This is a genomic window from Acinetobacter bereziniae, from assembly GCF_016576965.1.
In the GTDB taxonomy this organism is placed as follows: Bacteria; Pseudomonadota; Gammaproteobacteria; order Pseudomonadales; family Moraxellaceae; genus Acinetobacter; species Acinetobacter bereziniae.
On record NZ_CP066120.1, the window covers coordinates 23,787 to 43,270 of the forward strand.

Here is a 19,484-nt window from a genome sequence, read left to right on the forward strand (position 1 = left end):
CTACAACCATCTTTTTCCACGAGATGGAGGTAGACCAAACAGGGGTGGAAATACCGCACTACAGAAGACGGCCAGTCATCGACTGCCCTGCCTGGCCTACCATAATGGCAAGCTAAGCATAATAAGCACAAAAAAACCGCTTAAAGCAGTTTTAATGCTTCTGTAGTAATTTTCAGGTTTCCACGCCTGATTACAGATTTTACTGTAATGTAATTATCATATTTGTATCTTTTTCTTTGGTCAAACCAAATTAGACTTTTTTTAATCATTAATTCTATGAAAGGACCTCAATAAATTAAAATATTGAGCATTATTAAAACAAAAAATCAAATTCGCGGATTCCCAGGCCTTTGCTTGGCAAATCAGATTTTGACAAAGCAAAGGCCTGGGCCCCTTTTGAACCACTTATTAAGCTTAGGCTATTTTTAGAATATTTATGATTAGCAGTTTTAACTAAAGGCTAGAATAAGGAATTTTCATTTATGAGCATTAACTCATCAAAACAGATTAATTCAACTTAAATACAGTTTCTATCTTCAGCAATGTATAAAATTGATTAAAAATTATCAACATAATATGAAAAAACGTACTTTTTATTTGGTTAAAAAACCAAAAAAATCAACCCAAAATAGAGGGTTACATTATTTAAAACTGATTCTCCAATTAATTTAAAACAACACTCAATTTCATATTAAATCGCTTTTAATTTATTATTTTATTAACAACAAAAGGTATTATTTATATCAATAATATTTCAATTAATTTTAACGTAGCGTGATTATTGTCTTGCGTCTCAACAATGCTGTTTTTTAGGCTAAAAAACACTCAAAAAGCCTAAAACCCGGGGTTGGATTTTCACCCTTAATTACCCAGTTTTTGAGCGATAAAAACTCACTTTTCTGCAAAAATATGCTAAAAAAAACTAAGCTGTAAAATCAACAAAAATATCCATCTGATTTCAATGTGTTTTTTTTGATGAATTTCCGTTGATATCGTCAACCTCTGATAGAACCTCTAGGCACTCTTTCATCTTGTAAAAGACGCTTTGCAACAGCATCTTTTGAATAAAATTATTATCTTTTTTATTCCATATTTTATATTTTTTTATTTTCACCTCGCCCTTTTTTACATTATTAAATTCACCCGTATTATATTCATCCCATTCAAAATTATCTGAATATTTTAAAAAATTATCTGAATCTTTTGAATAAATTTTATTAATAAAATCTAAGAATCTTTGATAGTCAATCAAGTCATTTTCAGATGATGCCTTAAAATTCAAAATAGGACGATCTTTTTCAAGTGAAATTTTATTTTCTAAACAATAAAAAAAATGTTTAAGATCATTCTGGGTTACATTTTTATTTAAGTTAAAAGGTTTCTCAATCTCATAGTGATTAGACCATGTCACCATTTTCTTCCAAGTAAAACCGATAAGATCCTCATGATTAGCATCATTTTTGACGTGACTTGTATAGAGAGAAAACGGCTGGCTGATCGATTGAATGAATTTCAATACTTCAGGATCGATCGTTGCTTTTTCTTTTTTTTCCCGCCACTTCCGGTATTCGTCTAGAAACGTTTCACGGTATAAAAATACGTCCTGTTGTTGAGGCTGCTTCTGCTTTTTCTTGCTCTTTAATGCAGCAGTTTGAGAATTATTTTCTGTGTGTGAATGAATCTTCTTCATCAATTTTAAAATATCTGTTTCATTCGACTGAAATTTAACCTTGAAATCGCGATGCATCAACTGACTATCGCCTAATAATGCCTTGATCAATTGAGGTGAATATTCACGGTTTGCTTGATAAAACATGTCAGCAATCAGGATATTCAGATGATGCAGATAATGTCTTGCAGTGATCCGAATGTCTTCATGCCCCATCAGATGCGCAAGTCGAGACCAGGCTTGGGCACTACGCGATGAAGCATCCTTCATATTGGGTAAAATGTGCTTTTTAAGCTTACGCCCAAACTCGGAATCATAGTCAGTAAAACAACGTACCAGTGCTATGCTGCCTTTTAAAAGGATAGCCAAATGTGAAGCGGTACTATGCCTGAAAGCGTGAAAGGTATATTGATGATCGTTTGTCCCTAATACAGTATTAAACAGCAACTGGGTAATTTTTGATAAATTTGTACTGGATAAAGGTTGTTCACCCAGCATAAAGAGCTGTTTGATTTTTCTATTGCAGACTGCTGCAGTCGCTTTAGAGCCAGGTAACTGGTTTTGATAAAAGCGACAAAATCCTGTGAACTCGTCCGGTGCTAAAAAATAAGCTAAATCAAACTGACGCGTGGCATTATCACTTTTCAGATCACGCTCAGAATTTAGACGAATCCTAAGGGTGAGATCATCAATATCACCCATTGTTTTTCTCATTTTATGGTGAGATCGATCGTCTTTCTGCTGATCTAAAGCGGATTCAAACACATAATAGAGCTGTCGATTGTCAGGATGTTTTCGTAACTGCGGAGATACAAAATCATCGATACAGATCCCGGCAGCTTCATCAATACGCAAGCCCAGTCTAAATGCCAATGTATAGACCCATTCTAGACAGGTTGCATCCTGCTCAGTCAGACCCAAAGCTTCTGGGTATTCTCTAAGAATCCGTATCATCAATTGAAACATCTGCGGACTAATGAGTCTGGTTTTTAAAAATAAACCGTCACTTTGACGTTCATATAAATATTGCACAATCGGTGCACGATGATTCTTGACTAAGTATTGGTGAAAGGCTTTCAGCCGATCAAAGGCATAACCCGAGGTATTGTATTTTTTATTGTTGTTGGTTTGTGCGGTCGTTTTATGATTTTTCTGATCATTCAGCAGTTTTTCTTCAACAATCGTGCGATACATTTCCTCAAACTGCTCTTCAGTGGCTGTATCTAGATTGATCTGCTGTTCTAGAACATAACAAAGTAGGTCAAGCACAAAACTACTATAGTAACGCTTGATTGTTGAGACTTTAATCGCTGCTTTCCCATGATAAGCAAATTCGTTTTCTAACCACTGACACACGCGTAAATGTGCAATAGCCACTACATAATCTAGGTACTCGCCATTTCCAGCCTCATACGCAGATTTATAGTCCTCAGATTTTTGGATGCTTTCTTGGAGTTGATCCGCAAGCTGTTTGGGTTTGATATCCTGATGAAAAGATAAAAGCCAGGATTTCAGCTCATGACGTTGACCGGTTCGTCGATCATGAAATGTTTTGACTGTAACTGTAGGCATCTCCAAGTCTAAGACTTGAGGCTTTTTTTCAAGATTTTTGATTCTAGCTTGAATAGTTTTCCAGCAATCGGGTTGATCATAGAGCTGTGTATACTGCTCATAGATTAAAGGCGAAGTGATGATCTGATTGTTCAGTACACTGGTACTTAAAACATCCAGATTAGGAATCTCTTGCCACAAGACATAATCCATATGCTTAAAAATGGCAAAACCGGTCTTTTCCAAGCCTTTTAAAAATAGCTTCACGTGATTAAGCTGTGTAAATGGCTGCTGATCCTCACGTGCTTTTCTAGAGTCCCCCTCCTCCGCCATATTCAGTACAATGTTTAAATGGATTTTAAGTTTTTCTAGCAGTAAGGCTTCAGGCTGATTCCCCGTTTCAATTTCACTCTGTTCTTTTTCCCAGCACAGCAATGGCGAAGTGCTTTGTAATTGATGCCCTTGCGATCTATTGATTAGCTCCTGAATCCGTCGATAACATAGCATCACAAAGGCATTGAAATAGATATGCTGAGTTTGCCATAACTCCGTCTCTTCTTCGCCATCCTGACGATAGATGTTGCCATACTTTGTCGAGGGCAACGTGTATGAAAAGACATAAGCTTTTTGAACCTTTTCGTCACCTGAATAGATCGGAAGCAAGCCACTATCCAGGTTCATATGAAAAATCGCATCATGAATGGCTATCAGTCGTTCAGGTTGCATGCATCCCTGATCAAAAATTAATGAAATACACAGACATTCAAACAAGGTATTCACTAATTTTTGTTGCTCTTTAGCCGTAGAGTATAAGAAGATACCTTGAGTTTGTTGTTTGAGATAATCCGCCCAATTCACATACAGTTTTTCTTTTACCTCGACGAGCATAGTACCCTGCTGTAACTTTCGTCCTGAAAAAACGTTGTCTAGACGTTTAGGTGTGTAGACTATCCAATCGGGCAACTTAATCTCATAGCTCTCGGCATAGGAAGGGTAATCCTTTTGCCACTGCTGGTTTTTCTCGTTACAAATCCGTTTCACTTGTTTAAAACAGAATTGAAGGTAATCTGCAGCATTGCCCTTAAATTTGGATATTTGGCAGAGCTGCTCTAAAACTGCTCTATAGAGAGTAAACTTGTCCAGAATTTGCTGATCAAGCCACTTAAAATCAATTTGAGCAAGGTCAGAATTTACATCTGTGTATGTAGCAGTGATCAGCTGAGAAATTTCCTTAAAAATGTCACCGATTTCTCTTTTAATGGCATTTTCTAATTGCGTAACAAGTGATGTATCAAGCACAAGATGGTCCTTTAAAGCACTTCAAGCTTTGCGATTTCTAGTTTGTTGAGCAAGCTTTTAACTTGTTGCTGAATGTCGTGTTTGTAGAGATAAGGGCTTAATCCAGAAATGTGACTGAATCCCATGCTCTGCTTATCATGGGTATATAGCGTATTGTGAATGTCACCACTCAGGGCGAGATGATTTTTAGTGAAATGCCTTGGCCAGTTTTTATAAATCTGTACAGTCTCTTTAAGGTAATTCGTGACAAAATCAGCAGACATGGGCTGTAACTCCAAATGCTCCACGACTTCAGCAAGATTCACCTGACCTTTTTGGGACTTGATCCGAGGATGTGAGATGACATAGAGCATAAAACCATCGTTTTCCAATTGCGCTTGCAAACTTTTTATCCCGAGTGATTCGATGGTTTTCGTCAGATATTTTCGATATGCATTGAAATGATCCTGCCAGTAGCCTGTAACAGGAACAGGACGTCCTACTTTTCGTGAATCAGTTTTTTTATCATGCACGTAAAGCAGTTGTGCCTTAGGATCATAATGTTTCAGTAACCCCGGCATGCCGACTATTGGACGCACCGTCAGGCAGATTAAGGAAAGATGCCACATCCAAATGCTGTAAGCATTCAGCTTCTCGATCAGATTCGCTTGAGTATTGGCTAATGTGTTTTTGACAAAATGATAAAGCTGATTAAAAAATTTACTCGCGGCCTCTACAGTCCAGCATCGCTGACTGCCGATACGTTCCTCACGATGAAAAATATGACCAGGGTGTTCATCCTCAATCCATGGTTCACCTTTTCTACGGTCTAATAGAACATTAATATAGCCTTGAAAATGCTGGTCGATTTGATCGATCTGACGCCCTTCATAGTTCCATTGCACGATATGACGGCTATCTCTGTTGGCCAGCAAGTGTGCGACCAGGTTATCATCCGTCTCCATATCCATATAAAAATAGATTTGCCGCTCTAACATACCACAGGTGATTTCGCCAATTGCATGCTCTTTAAAAATTTCCCGCAAAAAATTATTGTACTCAATCACACAAAATTCAGGTTCCTCTAAAGCCTCTAAACTGGTGATCCAGGGTGCTGGCATGCGCCATTCCAGGGTTAAGGCCCGATTATAACGCTGTGCTTTATCTTGCATGGCACCGGAATGATTGGCATTCAACTTAGGATCGATCACCCAATAATAATGGATGACTTTTTTGACTGATTTTTTTTTAATTCTACCAATATCAATCAAATACTTGATCTTTTGAAAGACCGTTGGACTCAGACCGGTCAAGAGACACATCAGACCACACACAGCTAAAGCCGATTGATATGCATCATTTCTCTTATTTTCTTGATAACACTTCTGCAATCGCTGATATACCTCAGTTAATAAACTGGGTTTCAGATAAAGCGGATTAGTTTTACAGGCTAAGTCACGTCGCTGAATTCTCTTAGCTTGCTTTTCGAGCTGTTTCTGTTTGTCATCAGAGAAACTCCCCTTCACCCGCTTGGCGATCTCATCCTGTTCAGGATCGACAAGATTGGCCTCTGTATCCTGTCCAGTATCCTCATTCTCTACATCCAACGATGATGTGCCTGAATCAGATTTATAGGTCATGCCCTTTTTAATATCGTTAATTAAAGCCTGAACATTAATTACTGTTGAATTTAATCTACTATTGGCAATCTCGTTGAAAACAATAATAAATTGTTGAATATAACGGCCAAGATTAAGCTGTTCAAAATCATTTTTTATTGTTTTACGCTCTAAAAGAATTTTTAACTCGTTGGCATCAAATTCATCCATAGCTTGGAGTTTGCGTGTAACTTTTTTATACAACAGTTTATTTTTCTCAGTATTCGATAACTGCTTTTGCAAAAGAAGTTTTAAATTATAAGATACTGTGTTGATTTTATTGTTGTTTTTACAATTATTTAGAATAACCTGTTTTTCATCCTTTTCATCCTTTTCATCCTTTTCATCCTTTTCATCCTTTTCATCCTTTTCATCCTTTTCATCCTTTTCATCCTTTTCATCCTTTTCATCCCTTGTAATCTGAGGCTCTAACAAGATGATTTCCTTCAGTATTTCACACAAGGCTGCAGTACAAAGATAGGAATAGATGAATACTGCTTTTTGTTGGTCGCTTAGTTCTCCTATAGATGCACTTTTAGCCCATTGCGTTAACCCTGCTAATAATTTCTGTTGTGTCACTATCCGATTATTTTTAATCACCACATGTATTTTGTGAGCAGCAGCATACAGTTCCTGTGCCTGCTGATCTTGCGCCAAGAGCTGAGTCAAAATTTGTTTTTTTACACTCAGGGGTTGATTGACCCATTCTTCCAATAGTTTAATTTGCTTGTCAGCTGACAATTCATCAGTTTGGCTCATAAAGCTACCATAATTTTTCAGGGTAAAAATTGATATTCAGGTTTCGTTCGAACTTGAGCTTCAAGTCTTTATTCAGGCCAAAGTATTTTTTATAAGTGTTTGCACTCAATTGAACACAACGCTGCGGATTTTTTCCCACCTTCATATACCGTGATAATGGCAAACCTAAGGTATCGGACAATTGAGTAAAAAAACATGTAAATAGAACAGCATGTACCTCTTTATGTTTGTGCTTTGGAACCTGTTCCAAATCTAAAGAAATTTTATGGATTAACCATTTTAGAATTTCAAATTCATCAACACCTTTATGGGATTTTTCACCCTTGTTAAGAATTCTTTTGATATAAGCATCCAGCTTGTTTTTAAGATTCAAGATAAAATGTCGAATAAAATCTGGTAAATCTAATATCAAAACTGCACTTAACTTGGTCAGGACTTCAAGTGATTTTTTTTGCATTTCCAATTTTTTTCTATCGTAACCATCTCAGCTGATACTGGCTGTATAAACTCAATACTGTTGAAATGGCTAATTTTTAAATTTACAACTTAGGCTCAACAGAATCTGTTAAGCCTAAAAAGGCAGATCATGAAGATAAAAATATTGTTGATTCTGATATGGATGAAATTTTAGATCCATCAGAAGATCAGTTACCGTTCTGGTAAGCATTTTTCCCTTTAACACTTTTTAATTCAATATGTATGATAAATAGCAGTACCCAATATTTAAAAAAATATTGGATACTCAATTATAAATTTCCACAGTGGAAATTTATAATTTTTATGGGTGGTCATCTAAACCGGCAAGAAATTCTTCTAACTTTTCAATCTTTTCTTGATTAAATTCAGCATTTAAACTGGTGCGAATATTTAGGACTGTTTTCCCATTGAGACTTTTCTCGATCTTAATCGAACCAAATTTAAGACCATTTTTATTTTTTAAGATCATTTTGTTTACTAGAGAGGCATTTTCGATGCTTTGATCTTGTTTTTTAGCTGTCTCTTGTACCGTTAGTGCTTTTTCTATTTGATAAATGAATTTTTTTGATGGACGATTTGTTTCTGTAAATTCATTTAGGTACTTTTTCCATATGGTTAACGTGGTATCTTCAACTAGTTGATGGTTAAACTTTAAAACCAGTTTATTTAATTCAGTTAACAATTGTTGTGCGGTTGCACCTGAAATCGCTTTGGGGTGGATTTTTAGATCTTCTTTTATATAGTTTGGCAGTTTATAAAAGCTCATTAATCTAAAGTATTTAGATTGATCTAATTGATATTTTTGAGTAATAAATTCTATATTTTGTATAGTATAACCAAACTCATCGCAGTGTTTTTGTATAGCATTGACTAATTCAAAATCACTAAGATTTGACCGATGTAAATTGTCAATCAATGAAATTAAAGCTGTCTTTTCTGTAGATTTATCATCTCGAATAATTGCACGAATAGTCTTATGTTTTAATACATCACGAACAGCTCGAAACCTTTTTTCTCCACCAACAAGCTCATATGTTTCTTCTTTTTTGATCACAACAATCGGATAAATTTGCCCATTCGTTTCAATACTTTTGGCAAGCTTTTCAACATCTTGTAAAACTTTGTCTGTAATAATGCGAGGTTGATGCTCTGAGAAGTCAATAAGCTCTATAGGTAGATCAACAATATTATTTTCAGTCGATGATACCAATGCAACTTTGCCTGTTCCTGCTGCATTAATAAATGCTTGTTCCATTTCAAAGGCATCATCAAAATCGACAATGAGTGGTTTTTTCGCCATTACAGGATCTCCACCAAAAATTCATTTAATTCATCTTTTGCTTTACTACTACCCATTTCTAATACTGATTTTCCTTCGATCATTGCATCGCGAAATTGTTTGCGATCACGCACAATGGTATTTAGTGTTTTCACAGACTTGACTTGTTGTAGCAACTCTAAAGCAGCATCAATTTCTGTAGATTTGGTATTGGTTGGTGCTTTATTTAAGACTACAAAAGTTTCTAATTTCTTATTTACTTGCTTAGCAGCATTTACCAATCTAAGCACAAATGGCAGCACTTCGATATCTGTTTGACTAGGTTGCGTTGGAATAATAAGAACATCTGCTATTAATAATGCTGAACGAAACTCAGCTGAATCACGTCCTGCAACATCCAATACAATATATTTATTATTATTTTTTAACTGTTGTAGTTCTTCTTTTAAATTATCTTTGAGCGAAATGGTTGTAATCGAGTCTTGTGTTCTACGTTTACTCCATTTTATAGAGGATTGTTGATCATCTCCATCTACAAGAATAGTCTGACCTTTTTTGCTCAGAGCAACAGCTAAATTGGTTGAGAGTGTGGTCTTTCCAACGCCACCTTTCTGATTGGCAATTACGTATATTGTCATGGATTAAATATATAAAAATTAAATTTATATTAGCATAATTTTAAAAATTAAAAAAATATTTTTAATTTTCCACAGTGGAAATTTAAAAAACTAAAAGCCTTTTTTTTCTTTTGTGTAGTCCCGGCATTTGATGGATCGGATCAATCTTAAAAAGTTCAGGTTCATCTATCCACTGTTTGCAGATGAATTCGTAGGGAGTCAGGCCCCTGAGTGTTTTGAGTCTGCGGTCGAAGTTGTATGTAGCAATAAAATCAGCAAGGTGAATGCATAGCTGAGTGTGATCGTCGTAAGGCTTTGTTGCACAAACCTATCTGTAAAGGGTTTTTCAGCGATATAATTTTCAAATGAAGAAGCCTACACACAAAATCTACCGCACAACCAATTGGCCCGCATATAACCGAGCACTCATGAGTCGCGGAAATATTGTCATTTGGTTTGATCCTGCTACGCAATGGTATGCTCCATCAAAAGGCAAACAAGGGCGAAATCAAACCTACTCCGACGCAGCTATCCAATGCTGCTTAATGATTAAATCCTTATTCCGTCTATCTTTACGTATGGTCACTGGCTTTGTGCAAAGTCTGATTAAACTTTGCGGATTAAATTGGACCGCACCAGATTACAGTACGCTTTGTAGAAGACAAAAGCATATTGATATTGCAATCAGCTACCAAAAAAGTAGCGATGGGCTGCATCTACTCGTAGACTCTACAGGCATGAAGTTTCTAGGTGAGGGCGAATGAAAACGCAAGAAACATGGAGCTGAATATCGTCGCCAATGGCGTAAACTACATATTGGTATAGATGCCAAAACCCTACAAATACGAGCAGTTCAGCTTACAACCAATAATGTCAGTGATTCACAGGTGCTTGGTGATTTACTTAATCAGATTCCACAAGATGAGCAGATTGACTCTGTTTATACCGATGGAGCTTATGACACCAAGCAATGCCGTGAGGTCATTGCAGATCGGCAAGCACATGCGGTGATTCCACCTAGAAAAAATGCGAAACCATGGAAAGATACAAAGAGTAGCTCGCTAGAGCGAAATGAATTACTTCGAACAGTTAAACGTTTAGGCAGGACACTATGGAAAAAATGGTCAGGCTATCATCGGCGAAGTTGGTTGAAACTAAGATGCATTGCATCAAATTATTAGGAGATAAACTCAGTGCAAGGAGTTTTGATAGCCAAGTGAATGAGATCCATGCACGTGTAGCAGTCCTTAACAGATTTACGGAATTAGGTCGACCACTTACCCAAGTTACGCCTTAAATTTGGCTCAATTAGGGGCGCTTTGCATTTCAAATCTTTGTGCAACAAAGCCAATTTAAACTAATTCTAACTGTTCGGCTTCTTCTGTAACTTCAATATCTTCAGCAGCAGAATTTTCAAATTCATCATTTAACCAACGCTGTAATAAACTACGCATTCTTGAGCTTGGTACATAAATATTGATTGGGTTACCTTCACGAATAGCAGAACGCCATATCCATTGGACCATCTCAGATAGAGCGAATACATCTTCCTTAACAGGGAATCCCTTCATAGCTGAAGCTTTAACAACCATTGGATTTGGATATAGGTTCATCAAGTAAGCTAAGTTGGTTTTGTCTTTGTATTCGTTAGTTGCCTTTGTATTGAAGGCTAACCATTCTTCTTTATAGCGTGATCCAGCAATTGCTGAATGTGCTTCTTTAAATGAAGTCCAAAGTCTATCTGACTTTTTCGCTTTAACATGGTTACGGAAATAGTTATCAAGATTTTTTGACAACTGCTCACATAAAGCTTTCTTATTTGATTTGAATTGGCTTGAACTCAATGCTGTAGTTTTAGTACCAATCTCATTAATAAACTTGTTATCTGAAATAGTGACTAAATGCTTAATTTGAGAAGGCTTGTTACCAAAACGGATCAGTTCATACTCAACGCCATACGATTTCAAATACGCTGACATTTGAGAGCCTTCAAACATATAAGTAGCAATCCAGACTTCTTTAAAAGATCTCAGTGTGTCGATACTCAATTCCCAAACAATCAGCTTCTGGTCCACATACAAGAGCTGACCGAGATCACACATTGTTGCTAGGTTTTCATATTTCGTACCCGTCGGGTCACCACCGTTATCACCATACTTTTCACGGTTGAAACGAAGAGTGACAGCATCATCATCAACATGAATCCAACCTAAACGGAAAAGAGCTTCTAACTCTGTAGATGAATGCTCTGTATATACATCATAGACTTGAATTGTTTCGTCAATAATCAGTACATAGTCTTTCGCATCATCCAACATATTTGGTGTTAGGTTCATAAAAAGCTGATGTGTACTGACTACGTTTTCTTTGTTCTTTAACAGGTATTGCAAGCTTTCAGCTTTATTTCCACCCTTATAGCTTGGATGCTTGAAACGTCTTTCCTTCAAAGGAGCATCATCTAAATATGCGTAATGAACGCTTGTATCGTCTTCTGTGGTAATTAAAGGACGTTTTAATACATCTTCAGGATCGTATGTTGTACCTGAAATACGATGGCATTCATCAAGTAATGGAGTGATGTAAAGAAAGTTCTGGTCTTTTTCTGCTGTTCTAATGTTTTCTATAATTTGAGTAGTCTTACCGCTACCCATCATTGCATCATAAACTTTAAACACTGTGCTTATTTTTCCTATTTGCACGTTTTATTATCCTCATTGCATATTGTTGTAATGGAAGACTGTTCTCCCCTCTTGAGACAGATTATATTACATCAAGACAGATAATGTCAATAACTTGTCTTGTGGATCTATTTTTGTCTTGAATTGCTTTATTTGTCTAGCTAAACACTTGTTTTGTTTTTAAATTTAAAACTGTGGATAAGTAAGACAGATTTCGGTCTTAATTGATCTTAGGTTTTATACGGCTTTCGCTGCAATTCGATACTCAAATTACAGTGAATTTATAAAGGAAAATTTAAAGGCTGTAGACAAAACCTTGTCTTAGACATTTTATAACTACTTGTTTTTAAAAATGAAAAAAGCAAAAACCTTAAAACAAAAATGTACGGATTCTAGGTACACATAAGCGCACACAGACATAGCACCTAAAGCCTATTTACTGACCGCCCTCTGTTCCTTCCATTACTGTAGCTATTGCATACAGTCGGTTGGTTGCTCAAACATTTACTTCAGCATAGCTTCGTTGTTACTCGCTATACTTCGTAAAGTTTCGAGCTGAGGTCCATTCTTTTATAACTCAATGTTTTCAACTGATTTTGAAGGAAGCTTAAAAAGTCTTATAAAATAAGGCTAGACAAAACCTTGTCTTGGGACTATCAAAAAAGTCAATCTTTTAGGGCTTTTTTTAACTTGAATCTTAAAGAAGAAATTATAAAAAAATACAGATAACTAATTAATAAATATTTAATTAATTTTTCAAATAAAGAAAAAGAATAGAGCGATATATCGAACTCCTTTCAGTCGTTCTCATATCTTCTTATAGAAAAATAGTTGTTCAACCTATAACAAGCTTCTTATTCATTTCCTTAACAGTCAATGAATAACAACCTTTAACAGTCAGATAATCAATCTTTAATCTGTATCCGTACCTTAACAGGCACGTATCCATATCAAACATTGAACTGACTGCCTACTAATCTGTTTTGTATGCTGTTTATTTTTCAATACTAATCAAATAGAATGAAGCTACAACTTTACATATAACTGTTTAATATGAAAAAGATAGTTTTAACTTTACTGTTGGCTTGTACTGGTACTATGGCTCAAGCTATTGAAGTGGATCATAATTACAAATTTAGTCTTTGTGCTGTAGCGGAGGATATAGCCAAAAGTTCTGTCGAAATACAAAAATATGAAGACATAGGAAAAGAAGAATTTAAGGTAGGTTATTTCAATACTTTAGAAACACAGTTAAACAAGCATTCCTTTTATAAAAACTATTATAAGCAACTAATTAATGCAGTTGTAGATGAGTTCTGGAACGTAAGAGATGAACAGTTAGCAAGTGATGTAGCTTTCCTTACGTGTATGACACTTGTAGAGGGAACTGATTTTAAAGACTACAAATACGAATAGCCTATGCAGAATAGGTATTCTTATTCCTAAAAGTTATAAGGATTGACAGTATAATAAAAATATGTTATATATGTATCTGTTTTCTATAACTAAAAATTATAAGCAAACAGAAAAACAATAAGAATAAAAACAACTTCAAATAAAAAGAGATACAACCATGTATTCAGTATTCATCATCACCAATAAAAAGAAATTCGTATTAGCAACATATCAAGACTTCAGTCCTGAGCTATCAGATCAAACAAAGCTACAGCTTATTCTAAATGGACCTACTGTTCCTGTAACTGTATTTGAACAGTACTTCAAAGCTCCTGAAGACTTTGAAATTAAAACTTTTAAAAGCGGTATCGACAATGCTTTAGAAGCAAGCCTAGAAGTCAACAACATTAATCTGGTACAAGCCAATAAGAAAGCAACAGCAGATGCACGTGTACCTGTATTACCAAAAACAAGAAAGCCACGTACTAAGAAGACAACAAATGAAGATCAAGGGCTGTAAGCGTCAAGCCTTCCTAGATCAAGCTATACTGAATGGCGGTCAACCAATCTTCTACCTAATCAAATGCTGGAATAAGGAAGTGAACCGTACCGGGTTTGTCGGAGACTCAATATTCTGAGAGACTATTCCGATGAAAAAACCAACCTATACCCCCGAAATTAGAGAAAGAGCGGTTCAATTACTAATTGAATCTGAAAAAGATTATCCTTCTACTTGGGCTGCAATCACAGCAATTGCGCCTAAGATTGGTTGTACTCCTGAAACACTTCGTGCCTGGCATCAAAAGCATTTAGATCAGCAAAATCCTATTAAAGTACAACAGATATCTGATCAAGAAAAAATGAAGCAAATGGAACGTGAAATTAAAGAATTAAAGCGTGCCAATGAAATTCTACGTAAAGCAGCCGCTTTTTTCGCCCAGGCGGAGCTCGACCGCCCACACAAATAATGGTGGATTTCATCCATAACAATAAAGACTTATATGGTGTTGATGCGATTTGTAGGATTTTACCGATCGCAGCTTCAACTTATTACCGAACTTTAGATCTCGCTGACAATCCAGAACATCGAGCGAAACGAGATCTACATTATAAGCATCATGCTGAACAAATTAAACGAATTTGGAAGGAAAGTTCAGGTCGATATGGTGTACGTAAAGTTTGGCAACAATTGAAACGTGAGGGTTATGTTATTGCACGTTGTACAGTTGCTCGATTGATGCAGAAGCTAGATATACAAGGTGTTTGGCGTGGTAAGAACAAACAAACTACCCGCAACCGAGATGATCAAAAACGAGCAGATGATTTAGTGAAACGTAATTTTAGTGCTGATCGACCTGACCAATTATGGGTCAGTGACTTTACGTATATTCAAACTCATTCAGGCTGGGTCTATACCGCCTTTATTATTGATGTGTTCTCACGAGCAATTGTTGGATGGAAAGTATCTACACGGATGAATACAGATATGGTGCTCGATGCACTTGAGCAAGCATTGCACGATCGAGGCATGCCAAAGAATGTGATTCATCATTCCGACAGGGGTGTGCAATATCTTTCGATTCGCTATACCAATCGTTTAGAAGCAGCAAATTTACGAGCATCAGTCGATACAACTGGTGATTCATACGATAATGCTTTGGCTGAAACGGTGAATGGCTTATACAAAACAGAGGTGATTGAATATTTAAAAGCAGATTGGCAAGGTTTAGCAGATGTACAACTTGCGACACTAAACTGGGTAGATTGGTTCAATAAAAAGCGTGTACACAGTGCACTAGGTTATGTGTCGCCTTTTGAGTTTGAAGCAATGTACTATGATAAGATTAACCCGTTAGGTCAGGTGGCTTAACTTAAATAAAAAAGTCTCCGACAAAACCGGTACGGTTCATGATTTTCATAGTGGTTTCCTTTGGTTTGGATTTGCATTAATCGGTTATCCCAAAACACCGCCGAAGGCGGCACTAACTATTCTTCCTCTTGGTTTGACCTCTACGTTGACATAAGTAAAGGTCTGCTCAAAGGAACATCATTTGATGATTCACATCAACCATTCATCGTAATTTCATTGTCTTCGATTAAGCTCATCCCCTATCATTTGATTATGTTACATATTCAATTGTTGGGGAGTGAATTGTATGGTTGGACAACGTGGAGGTAGTCGAGATGGTGCAGGTAGAAAGCCTCTATATGATGAACCTACTAAGGTCATTCGTGTGCCTGAGTCTAGAATTCTTGAAATAAAGAATTACCTAACAGGATCAAATAAAGCCAAGTTCAATGATGTAGCATCTATAACCCTAGTGAATCCAAGCTCTGTAATGAGTATTCCTTTGGCTTCAGAAAAGGTTGCTGCTGGCTTCCCTTCTCCTGCCCAGGATTATGTCGACAAAACATTAGACATGAATGAACACCTCATCAAAAATGAAGCAGCAACATTCGTTGTGAGAGTCGCTTCACTTTCCATGAGGGATGCAGGTATTGAGATTGATGACGAACTGATTGTAGACCGTAGCATTGAAGCCAAGCATGAAGACATCGTGATTGCACTGATCGACAATGAGTTCACTGTAAAACGCCTCATGATCGAAGGTGATGATAATCGTTGGCTTAAAGCAGAGAACCCTGAGTATTCCGACATTCATCTGCAAGATGGGCAGGAAATGCTAATTTGGGGTGTAGTGACTTTTGTCATCAAGCCATTCAGAAAGCGTTAGTAGCGTTCATCATTCTTCTTGGTTTCTTAACATGGAATGTAAAAACAAGATCTACGCTTTAGTAGACATCAATAACTGCTATGTCAGTTGTGAACGCATCTTTAACCCAAGCTTGAACAATAAGCCTGTCATTGTGCTATCCAACAATGATGGCTGTGCTGTAGCACGTTCCCAAGAAGCCAAAGACTTGGGCATCAAGATGGGTGTTCCTCTCTTTCAGATCAAGGACATCGTAGAGCAGCATCAGGTGCAGGTGCTATCGAGCAACTATGCATTGTATGCAGAGATGTCTCGCAGATTCATGAAAATCCTGTCCGATTTTGTATCTCCCAAAGAGCAGGAGATTTACTCAATTGATGAGTGCTTTCTGGATCTGACAGCTCATTCAGAGAATTACGACTTGACTGAATATGCCCATCAAATTCGTCAGCGTGTGTTTTCTTGGCTTGGTTTACCTGTATGTATTGGCATTGGCCGCTCAAAGACTGAAGCGAAACTAGCGAACCATATTGCCAAGAAGAACGCTTACTTCAATGGTGTTTGCAACTTGGTTTCAATGGATCCATGCTCTGCTGAAACTCTGCATCAAGCCATAGATGTTGGTGAAATCTGGGGCGTAGGCCGAAAGCATTCCAAGAAGCTCAACAGCCTGGGGATTCATTCAGTTATGGATTTTGTCTTGACTTCCCCTGTGATGATCAGGGACCAATTTTCTGTAGTGATGCACAGAACCTTATTGGAACTCCATGGAATTGCTTGCATTGAACTGGAACATACGCCACCAGCCAAGAAGCAAATTATTGCGAGTCGCTCTTTTGGTCAACGCATCTACCATATTGATGATCTCAAGGAGGCTATGTCGCTATATGTCATGGATGCGGTTAGCAGACTGAGAGATGATAATCTGTTGTGTGGTTGTCTGATTGGTTTCGTACAATCAAACCCATTTGATAGCTCAAAGCCCTTCTACAACAAGTCTTTATCCTTGGCTTTACCAGAACCTACCGACAACTTATTGCTGCTATCTAAACTCGCTACAGCGATGATTGATGGCCTGTATGCCAAGGACATTGCCTTCAAGAAATGTGGCGTGATTCTAACGTGTCTCGAACCAAAGGCAAGCCATGTATATGATATGTTTACCGACATGAAGCATATCGAGATCAGTGACGCTTTGATGGATTCCCTTGAAGCGATTCATCTTAAGTATGGCAAAACCAAGATTGCCTTGGGCGCGAGTTTAATGCCGAACAGAACATGGAATATGTCACGAAATCGGCTAACACAGAACTACTTTAAATGGGATCAACTGCTAACAATTAAAGATTAATCCTTAAAGCTTTCATTCAATGCTTGTTGTACTGCATCAATGCGTTGCTTACAGCTTTTATAAGCTGCCATGGATTCTTCAACAACTTTCATCAGGTTATCAATGTCCGGCTCCTCTTGAGACTCTAGAAGCTCAGCATTCTTCTTTAAGATGTCATAGCCTTCTTTAAATGTTAGTTGTTGTTCACTCATTTGGTTTCACCTGTAAAACTTGTGTATTGATTAAACCATCATGTAATTGAATCGCCAAAGTTTGATCCTTGGCTTGATGAATGGATGTTATAGCCTTCCCTCCACTACGAACGATGGCATAACCTCTAGCCAATACATTTGTAGGGTTTTGGATCAGCGTCATTCGCATCAGCGTTTCCACATTAAGCGTTGCTCGTTTCAATTGTTGCTGAGCAAAGTAATGGACATTCGTCTTCACTTGGTCAGCTTGTTTGCTGGCTTGATTAAGTTGTGCCTGAGCCATAGATTTGGTGATTTGCATTAACTGATCATTTTGGCTTTGGTACGCTTGGATCTGCTGCTGAGAGTACAGTTGGATGGATTGAATGAAAACCTTGACCTCATCTACACGTTCAGCAATATGGTTTCTAATACCGCCAATCACTTTACTTGGTGTATCAAAAGATCGATGTGCAATTTCATCGAGAATGGTCTTATCTCGTTCATGTCCAATACCAACCCAAATAGGTACTGATCGTTTGCAAAGCAAAGCAGCTAGATCGTAATCATTCAAGTAAGCCAAATCATTGACAGCACCACCACCACGAATGATGACAATCAAGTCAGGAGGTGTTTTGTATTCATTGGCCCACTGTCTTAATCCTTGGCTTAAAGAAGCAATGATACTTGCTGCTGCTGTATTACCTTGAAATGTTGCTGAGTGATAGATGAATTCACAGACCCCAGCTTTATGCAGAATATCAGCATCCTTCCTAAAGTCTCCTAATCCTGCAGCTTGTTCAGGTGCAATGACGAGAACTTTGTTGATGTCAAATGGTGTAGGGAGCTTCTTATTCTTGTCAATCAAGCCATCTTCTGTGAGTTGCTTTACGATCTGTTGGTAACGTCTCGCAAGATCACCGAGCGTAAAGCTTGAATCAATGTCTTCAATGTTTACTGAGAACCCATATTGTGGGCTAAAGCTGGCTTTGACTTTAATCAGAACATTCAGGTCCTTTGACAGCTCCATTCCACTTTCGTTCTGAAACTTGTACAGAAGCTTAGCTGCAGTGGACTTCCAAATGGTTCCTTTACAAGATGCAATGACTTTATCAGTGCCCTCTTCTTTTTCAGCAAGTTCTAGGTAGCAGTGACCACTCTTGGTGTTCAGGCTTCTAATTTCAGCTTTAACCCATACAGGATCACCAAAGGAAATCTTTACGATCTCTTGAACTGTTTCGAGGTATTCACTGAGGGAAAGCTGTTGATCAGGCATACTTAGTTTTTATGAATTGTAATTGTCAAAGACTATAGAAAGTTTGGCTTATAGGCAAACACCTATAGGTTATGATAATAATGCCACTTCATGTATCGCAAGTCATGCCAGTTAGGACCAAAAAAGTGGCTAACATTTCAACTAAAGGTCTTCAATGGCTACTCGAATCCTGCCTTGTTGTGCACGAGATTCGACAAGCTGATTCAGCTCTGCATCTTCTCCTTGGTTCATTACTCGATACACAGTAGCTACCCCACAACCAACAGCTTTCGCAATTTCCTGCTTAGTCATGTTATTTGTAGCAAGCAACTCCTTGATTCTTTTGTGCTTGGCTTCATTTGGTTTCTTACCTGATGGTTTGTACCCTGAACGCTCTAAGCCTTGCTTGATCCTTTCTATACGTTTCTCGTTATCCAAACGAGCCATAGTAGCAAGTAGATCAATCAGCATATTGTTGATGAGATCTAGGATCGAACTTGTAATACTGTCATTGGTTTGGATTAGTTGATGAGTAGTCGGAAGGTCAGCAACTACTAAGCGAAGCCCCTTCTCTTGGATTCTACGCTTAAGTTCTTGGAAGTCTGCTTGGCTTAGACGGGACAGACGATCAAC

The 19,484-nt window shown here is 37.4% G+C and carries 13 protein-coding genes, 3 pseudogenes and 1 other annotated feature; of the genes and pseudogenes, 6 read left to right on the forward strand and 10 right to left on the reverse strand.

Annotated elements, in window-relative coordinates; genetic code table 11:
• Nucleotides 1–958 precede the first annotated feature (958 nt).
• From I9192_RS22120 to I9192_RS22145, 6 genes and pseudogenes are all read right to left on the reverse strand, one after another.
• Nucleotides 959–4,519, reverse strand: coding sequence for a hypothetical protein (locus I9192_RS22120; protein WP_031974806.1), 3,561 nt, complete (start codon nt 4,517–4,519; stop codon nt 959–961).
• Nucleotides 4,520–4,530: 11 nt separating this feature from the next.
• Nucleotides 4,531–6,915: a hypothetical protein gene (locus I9192_RS22125; protein WP_130114451.1), complete on the reverse strand. Its 2,385-nt coding sequence runs from the start codon at nt 6,913–6,915 to the stop codon at nt 4,531–4,533.
• A 4-nt stretch (nt 6,916–6,919) separates the two neighbouring features.
• Complete coding sequence (locus tag I9192_RS22130; RefSeq protein WP_031974804.1) at nt 6,920–7,372, reverse strand: hypothetical protein; 453 nt, start codon at nt 7,370–7,372, stop codon at nt 6,920–6,922.
• 321 nt (nt 7,373–7,693) lie between these two features.
• Nucleotides 7,694–8,692 carry a ParB/RepB/Spo0J family partition protein gene (locus tag I9192_RS22135; RefSeq protein ID WP_001085468.1) on the reverse strand — a complete coding sequence of 333 codons (999 nt, stop codon included), beginning with the start codon at nt 8,690–8,692 and terminating at the stop codon, nt 7,694–7,696.
• On the reverse strand, nt 8,692–9,309 hold the full coding sequence (locus I9192_RS22140; RefSeq protein ID WP_000158575.1) for an AAA family ATPase: 618 nt from the start codon (nt 9,307–9,309) through the stop codon (nt 8,692–8,694). Before I9192_RS22140 ends, I9192_RS22135 begins: the two co-directional genes overlap by 1 nt.
• A gap of 82 nt (nt 9,310–9,391) precedes the next feature.
• Nucleotides 9,392–9,598: pseudogene (locus tag I9192_RS22145) on the reverse strand (hypothetical protein); the annotation flags it as partial.
• A 55-nt stretch (nt 9,599–9,653) separates the two neighbouring features.
• Here I9192_RS22145 and I9192_RS22150 point away from each other — a divergent pair.
• A pseudogene (locus I9192_RS22150) lies at nt 9,654–10,585 on the forward strand (IS5 family transposase).
• Between the two features lie 55 nt (nt 10,586–10,640).
• Here I9192_RS22150 and I9192_RS22155 read toward each other — a convergent pair.
• Nucleotides 10,641–11,987: a hypothetical protein gene (locus tag I9192_RS22155; RefSeq protein ID WP_020753597.1), complete on the reverse strand. Its 1,347-nt coding sequence runs from the start codon at nt 11,985–11,987 to the stop codon at nt 10,641–10,643.
• Nucleotides 11,988–13,019: 1,032 nt separating this feature from the next.
• Between I9192_RS22155 and I9192_RS22160 the strand changes: the two genes are divergently transcribed.
• The 5 genes from I9192_RS22160 (at nt 13,020) to I9192_RS22180 (ending at nt 17,426) form a co-directional block, all read left to right on the forward strand.
• Nucleotides 13,020–13,382: a hypothetical protein gene (locus I9192_RS22160; protein WP_020753598.1), complete on the forward strand. Its 363-nt coding sequence runs from the start codon at nt 13,020–13,022 to the stop codon at nt 13,380–13,382.
• Between the two features lie 157 nt (nt 13,383–13,539).
• Nucleotides 13,540–13,881 (forward strand): hypothetical protein, encoded by a 342-nt coding sequence (locus I9192_RS22165; RefSeq protein WP_020753599.1) that lies wholly within the window; start codon nt 13,540–13,542, stop codon nt 13,879–13,881.
• Between the two features lie 130 nt (nt 13,882–14,011).
• A protein-coding gene (locus tag I9192_RS22170) for an IS3 family transposase (RefSeq protein WP_087513996.1) occupies nt 14,012–15,231 on the forward strand; the annotation gives its coding sequence in 2 pieces (ribosomal slippage) (nt 14,012–14,288 and nt 14,288–15,231; 1,221 coding nt in all).
• Nucleotides 14,287–14,403 (forward strand) — a sequence feature (AL1L pseudoknot). Its footprint overlaps the gene before it by 117 nt.
• A gap of 286 nt (nt 15,232–15,517) precedes the next feature.
• Nucleotides 15,518–16,096, forward strand: coding sequence for a LexA family protein (locus I9192_RS22175; protein ID WP_020753601.1), 579 nt, complete (start codon nt 15,518–15,520; stop codon nt 16,094–16,096).
• 31 nt (nt 16,097–16,127) lie between these two features.
• On the forward strand, nt 16,128–17,426 hold the full coding sequence (locus I9192_RS22180) for a Y-family DNA polymerase (RefSeq protein ID WP_020753602.1): 1,299 nt from the start codon (nt 16,128–16,130) through the stop codon (nt 17,424–17,426).
• Here I9192_RS22180 and xseB read toward each other — a convergent pair.
• The 3 genes and pseudogenes from xseB to I9192_RS22195 form a co-directional block, all read right to left on the reverse strand.
• Entirely contained in the window at nt 17,423–17,617 is a 195-nt protein-coding gene (xseB, locus tag I9192_RS22185) for an exodeoxyribonuclease VII small subunit (RefSeq protein ID WP_020753603.1), read from the reverse strand. The genes I9192_RS22180 and xseB overlap by 4 nt on opposite strands.
• On the reverse strand, nt 17,610–18,872 hold the full coding sequence (gene xseA, locus I9192_RS22190; protein WP_154320114.1) for an exodeoxyribonuclease VII large subunit: 1,263 nt from the start codon (nt 18,870–18,872) through the stop codon (nt 17,610–17,612). Before xseA ends, xseB begins: the two co-directional genes overlap by 8 nt.
• A 231-nt stretch (nt 18,873–19,103) precedes the next feature.
• Nucleotides 19,104–19,484: pseudogene (locus tag I9192_RS22195) on the reverse strand (helix-turn-helix domain-containing protein); the annotation flags it as partial.

Bases quoted from the DNA above. Each gene is read 5' to 3' on its own strand.
- I9192_RS22125 (WP_130114451.1), bottom strand. From the start codon at position 6,915: ATGAGCCAAACTGATGAATTGTCAGCTGACAAGCAAATTAAACTATTG.
- I9192_RS22175 (WP_020753601.1), top strand. From the start codon at position 15,518: ATGGTTGGACAACGTGGAGGTAGTCGAGATGGTGCAGGTAGAAAGCCT.
- I9192_RS22160 (WP_020753598.1), top strand. From the start codon at position 13,020: ATGAAAAAGATAGTTTTAACTTTACTGTTGGCTTGTACTGGTACTATG.
- I9192_RS22180 (WP_020753602.1), top strand. From the start codon at position 16,128: ATGGAATGTAAAAACAAGATCTACGCTTTAGTAGACATCAATAACTGC.
- I9192_RS22130 (WP_031974804.1), bottom strand. From the start codon at position 7,372: ATGCAAAAAAAATCACTTGAAGTCCTGACCAAGTTAAGTGCAGTTTTG.
- I9192_RS22140 (WP_000158575.1), bottom strand. From the start codon at position 9,309: ATGACAATATACGTAATTGCCAATCAGAAAGGTGGCGTTGGAAAGACC.
- xseA (WP_154320114.1), bottom strand. From the start codon at position 18,872: ATGCCTGATCAACAGCTTTCCCTCAGTGAATACCTCGAAACAGTTCAA.
- I9192_RS22165 (WP_020753599.1), top strand. From the start codon at position 13,540: ATGTATTCAGTATTCATCATCACCAATAAAAAGAAATTCGTATTAGCA.
- I9192_RS22135 (WP_001085468.1), bottom strand. From the start codon at position 8,692: ATGGCGAAAAAACCACTCATTGTCGATTTTGATGATGCCTTTGAAATG.
- xseB (WP_020753603.1), bottom strand. From the start codon at position 17,617: ATGAGTGAACAACAACTAACATTTAAAGAAGGCTATGACATCTTAAAG.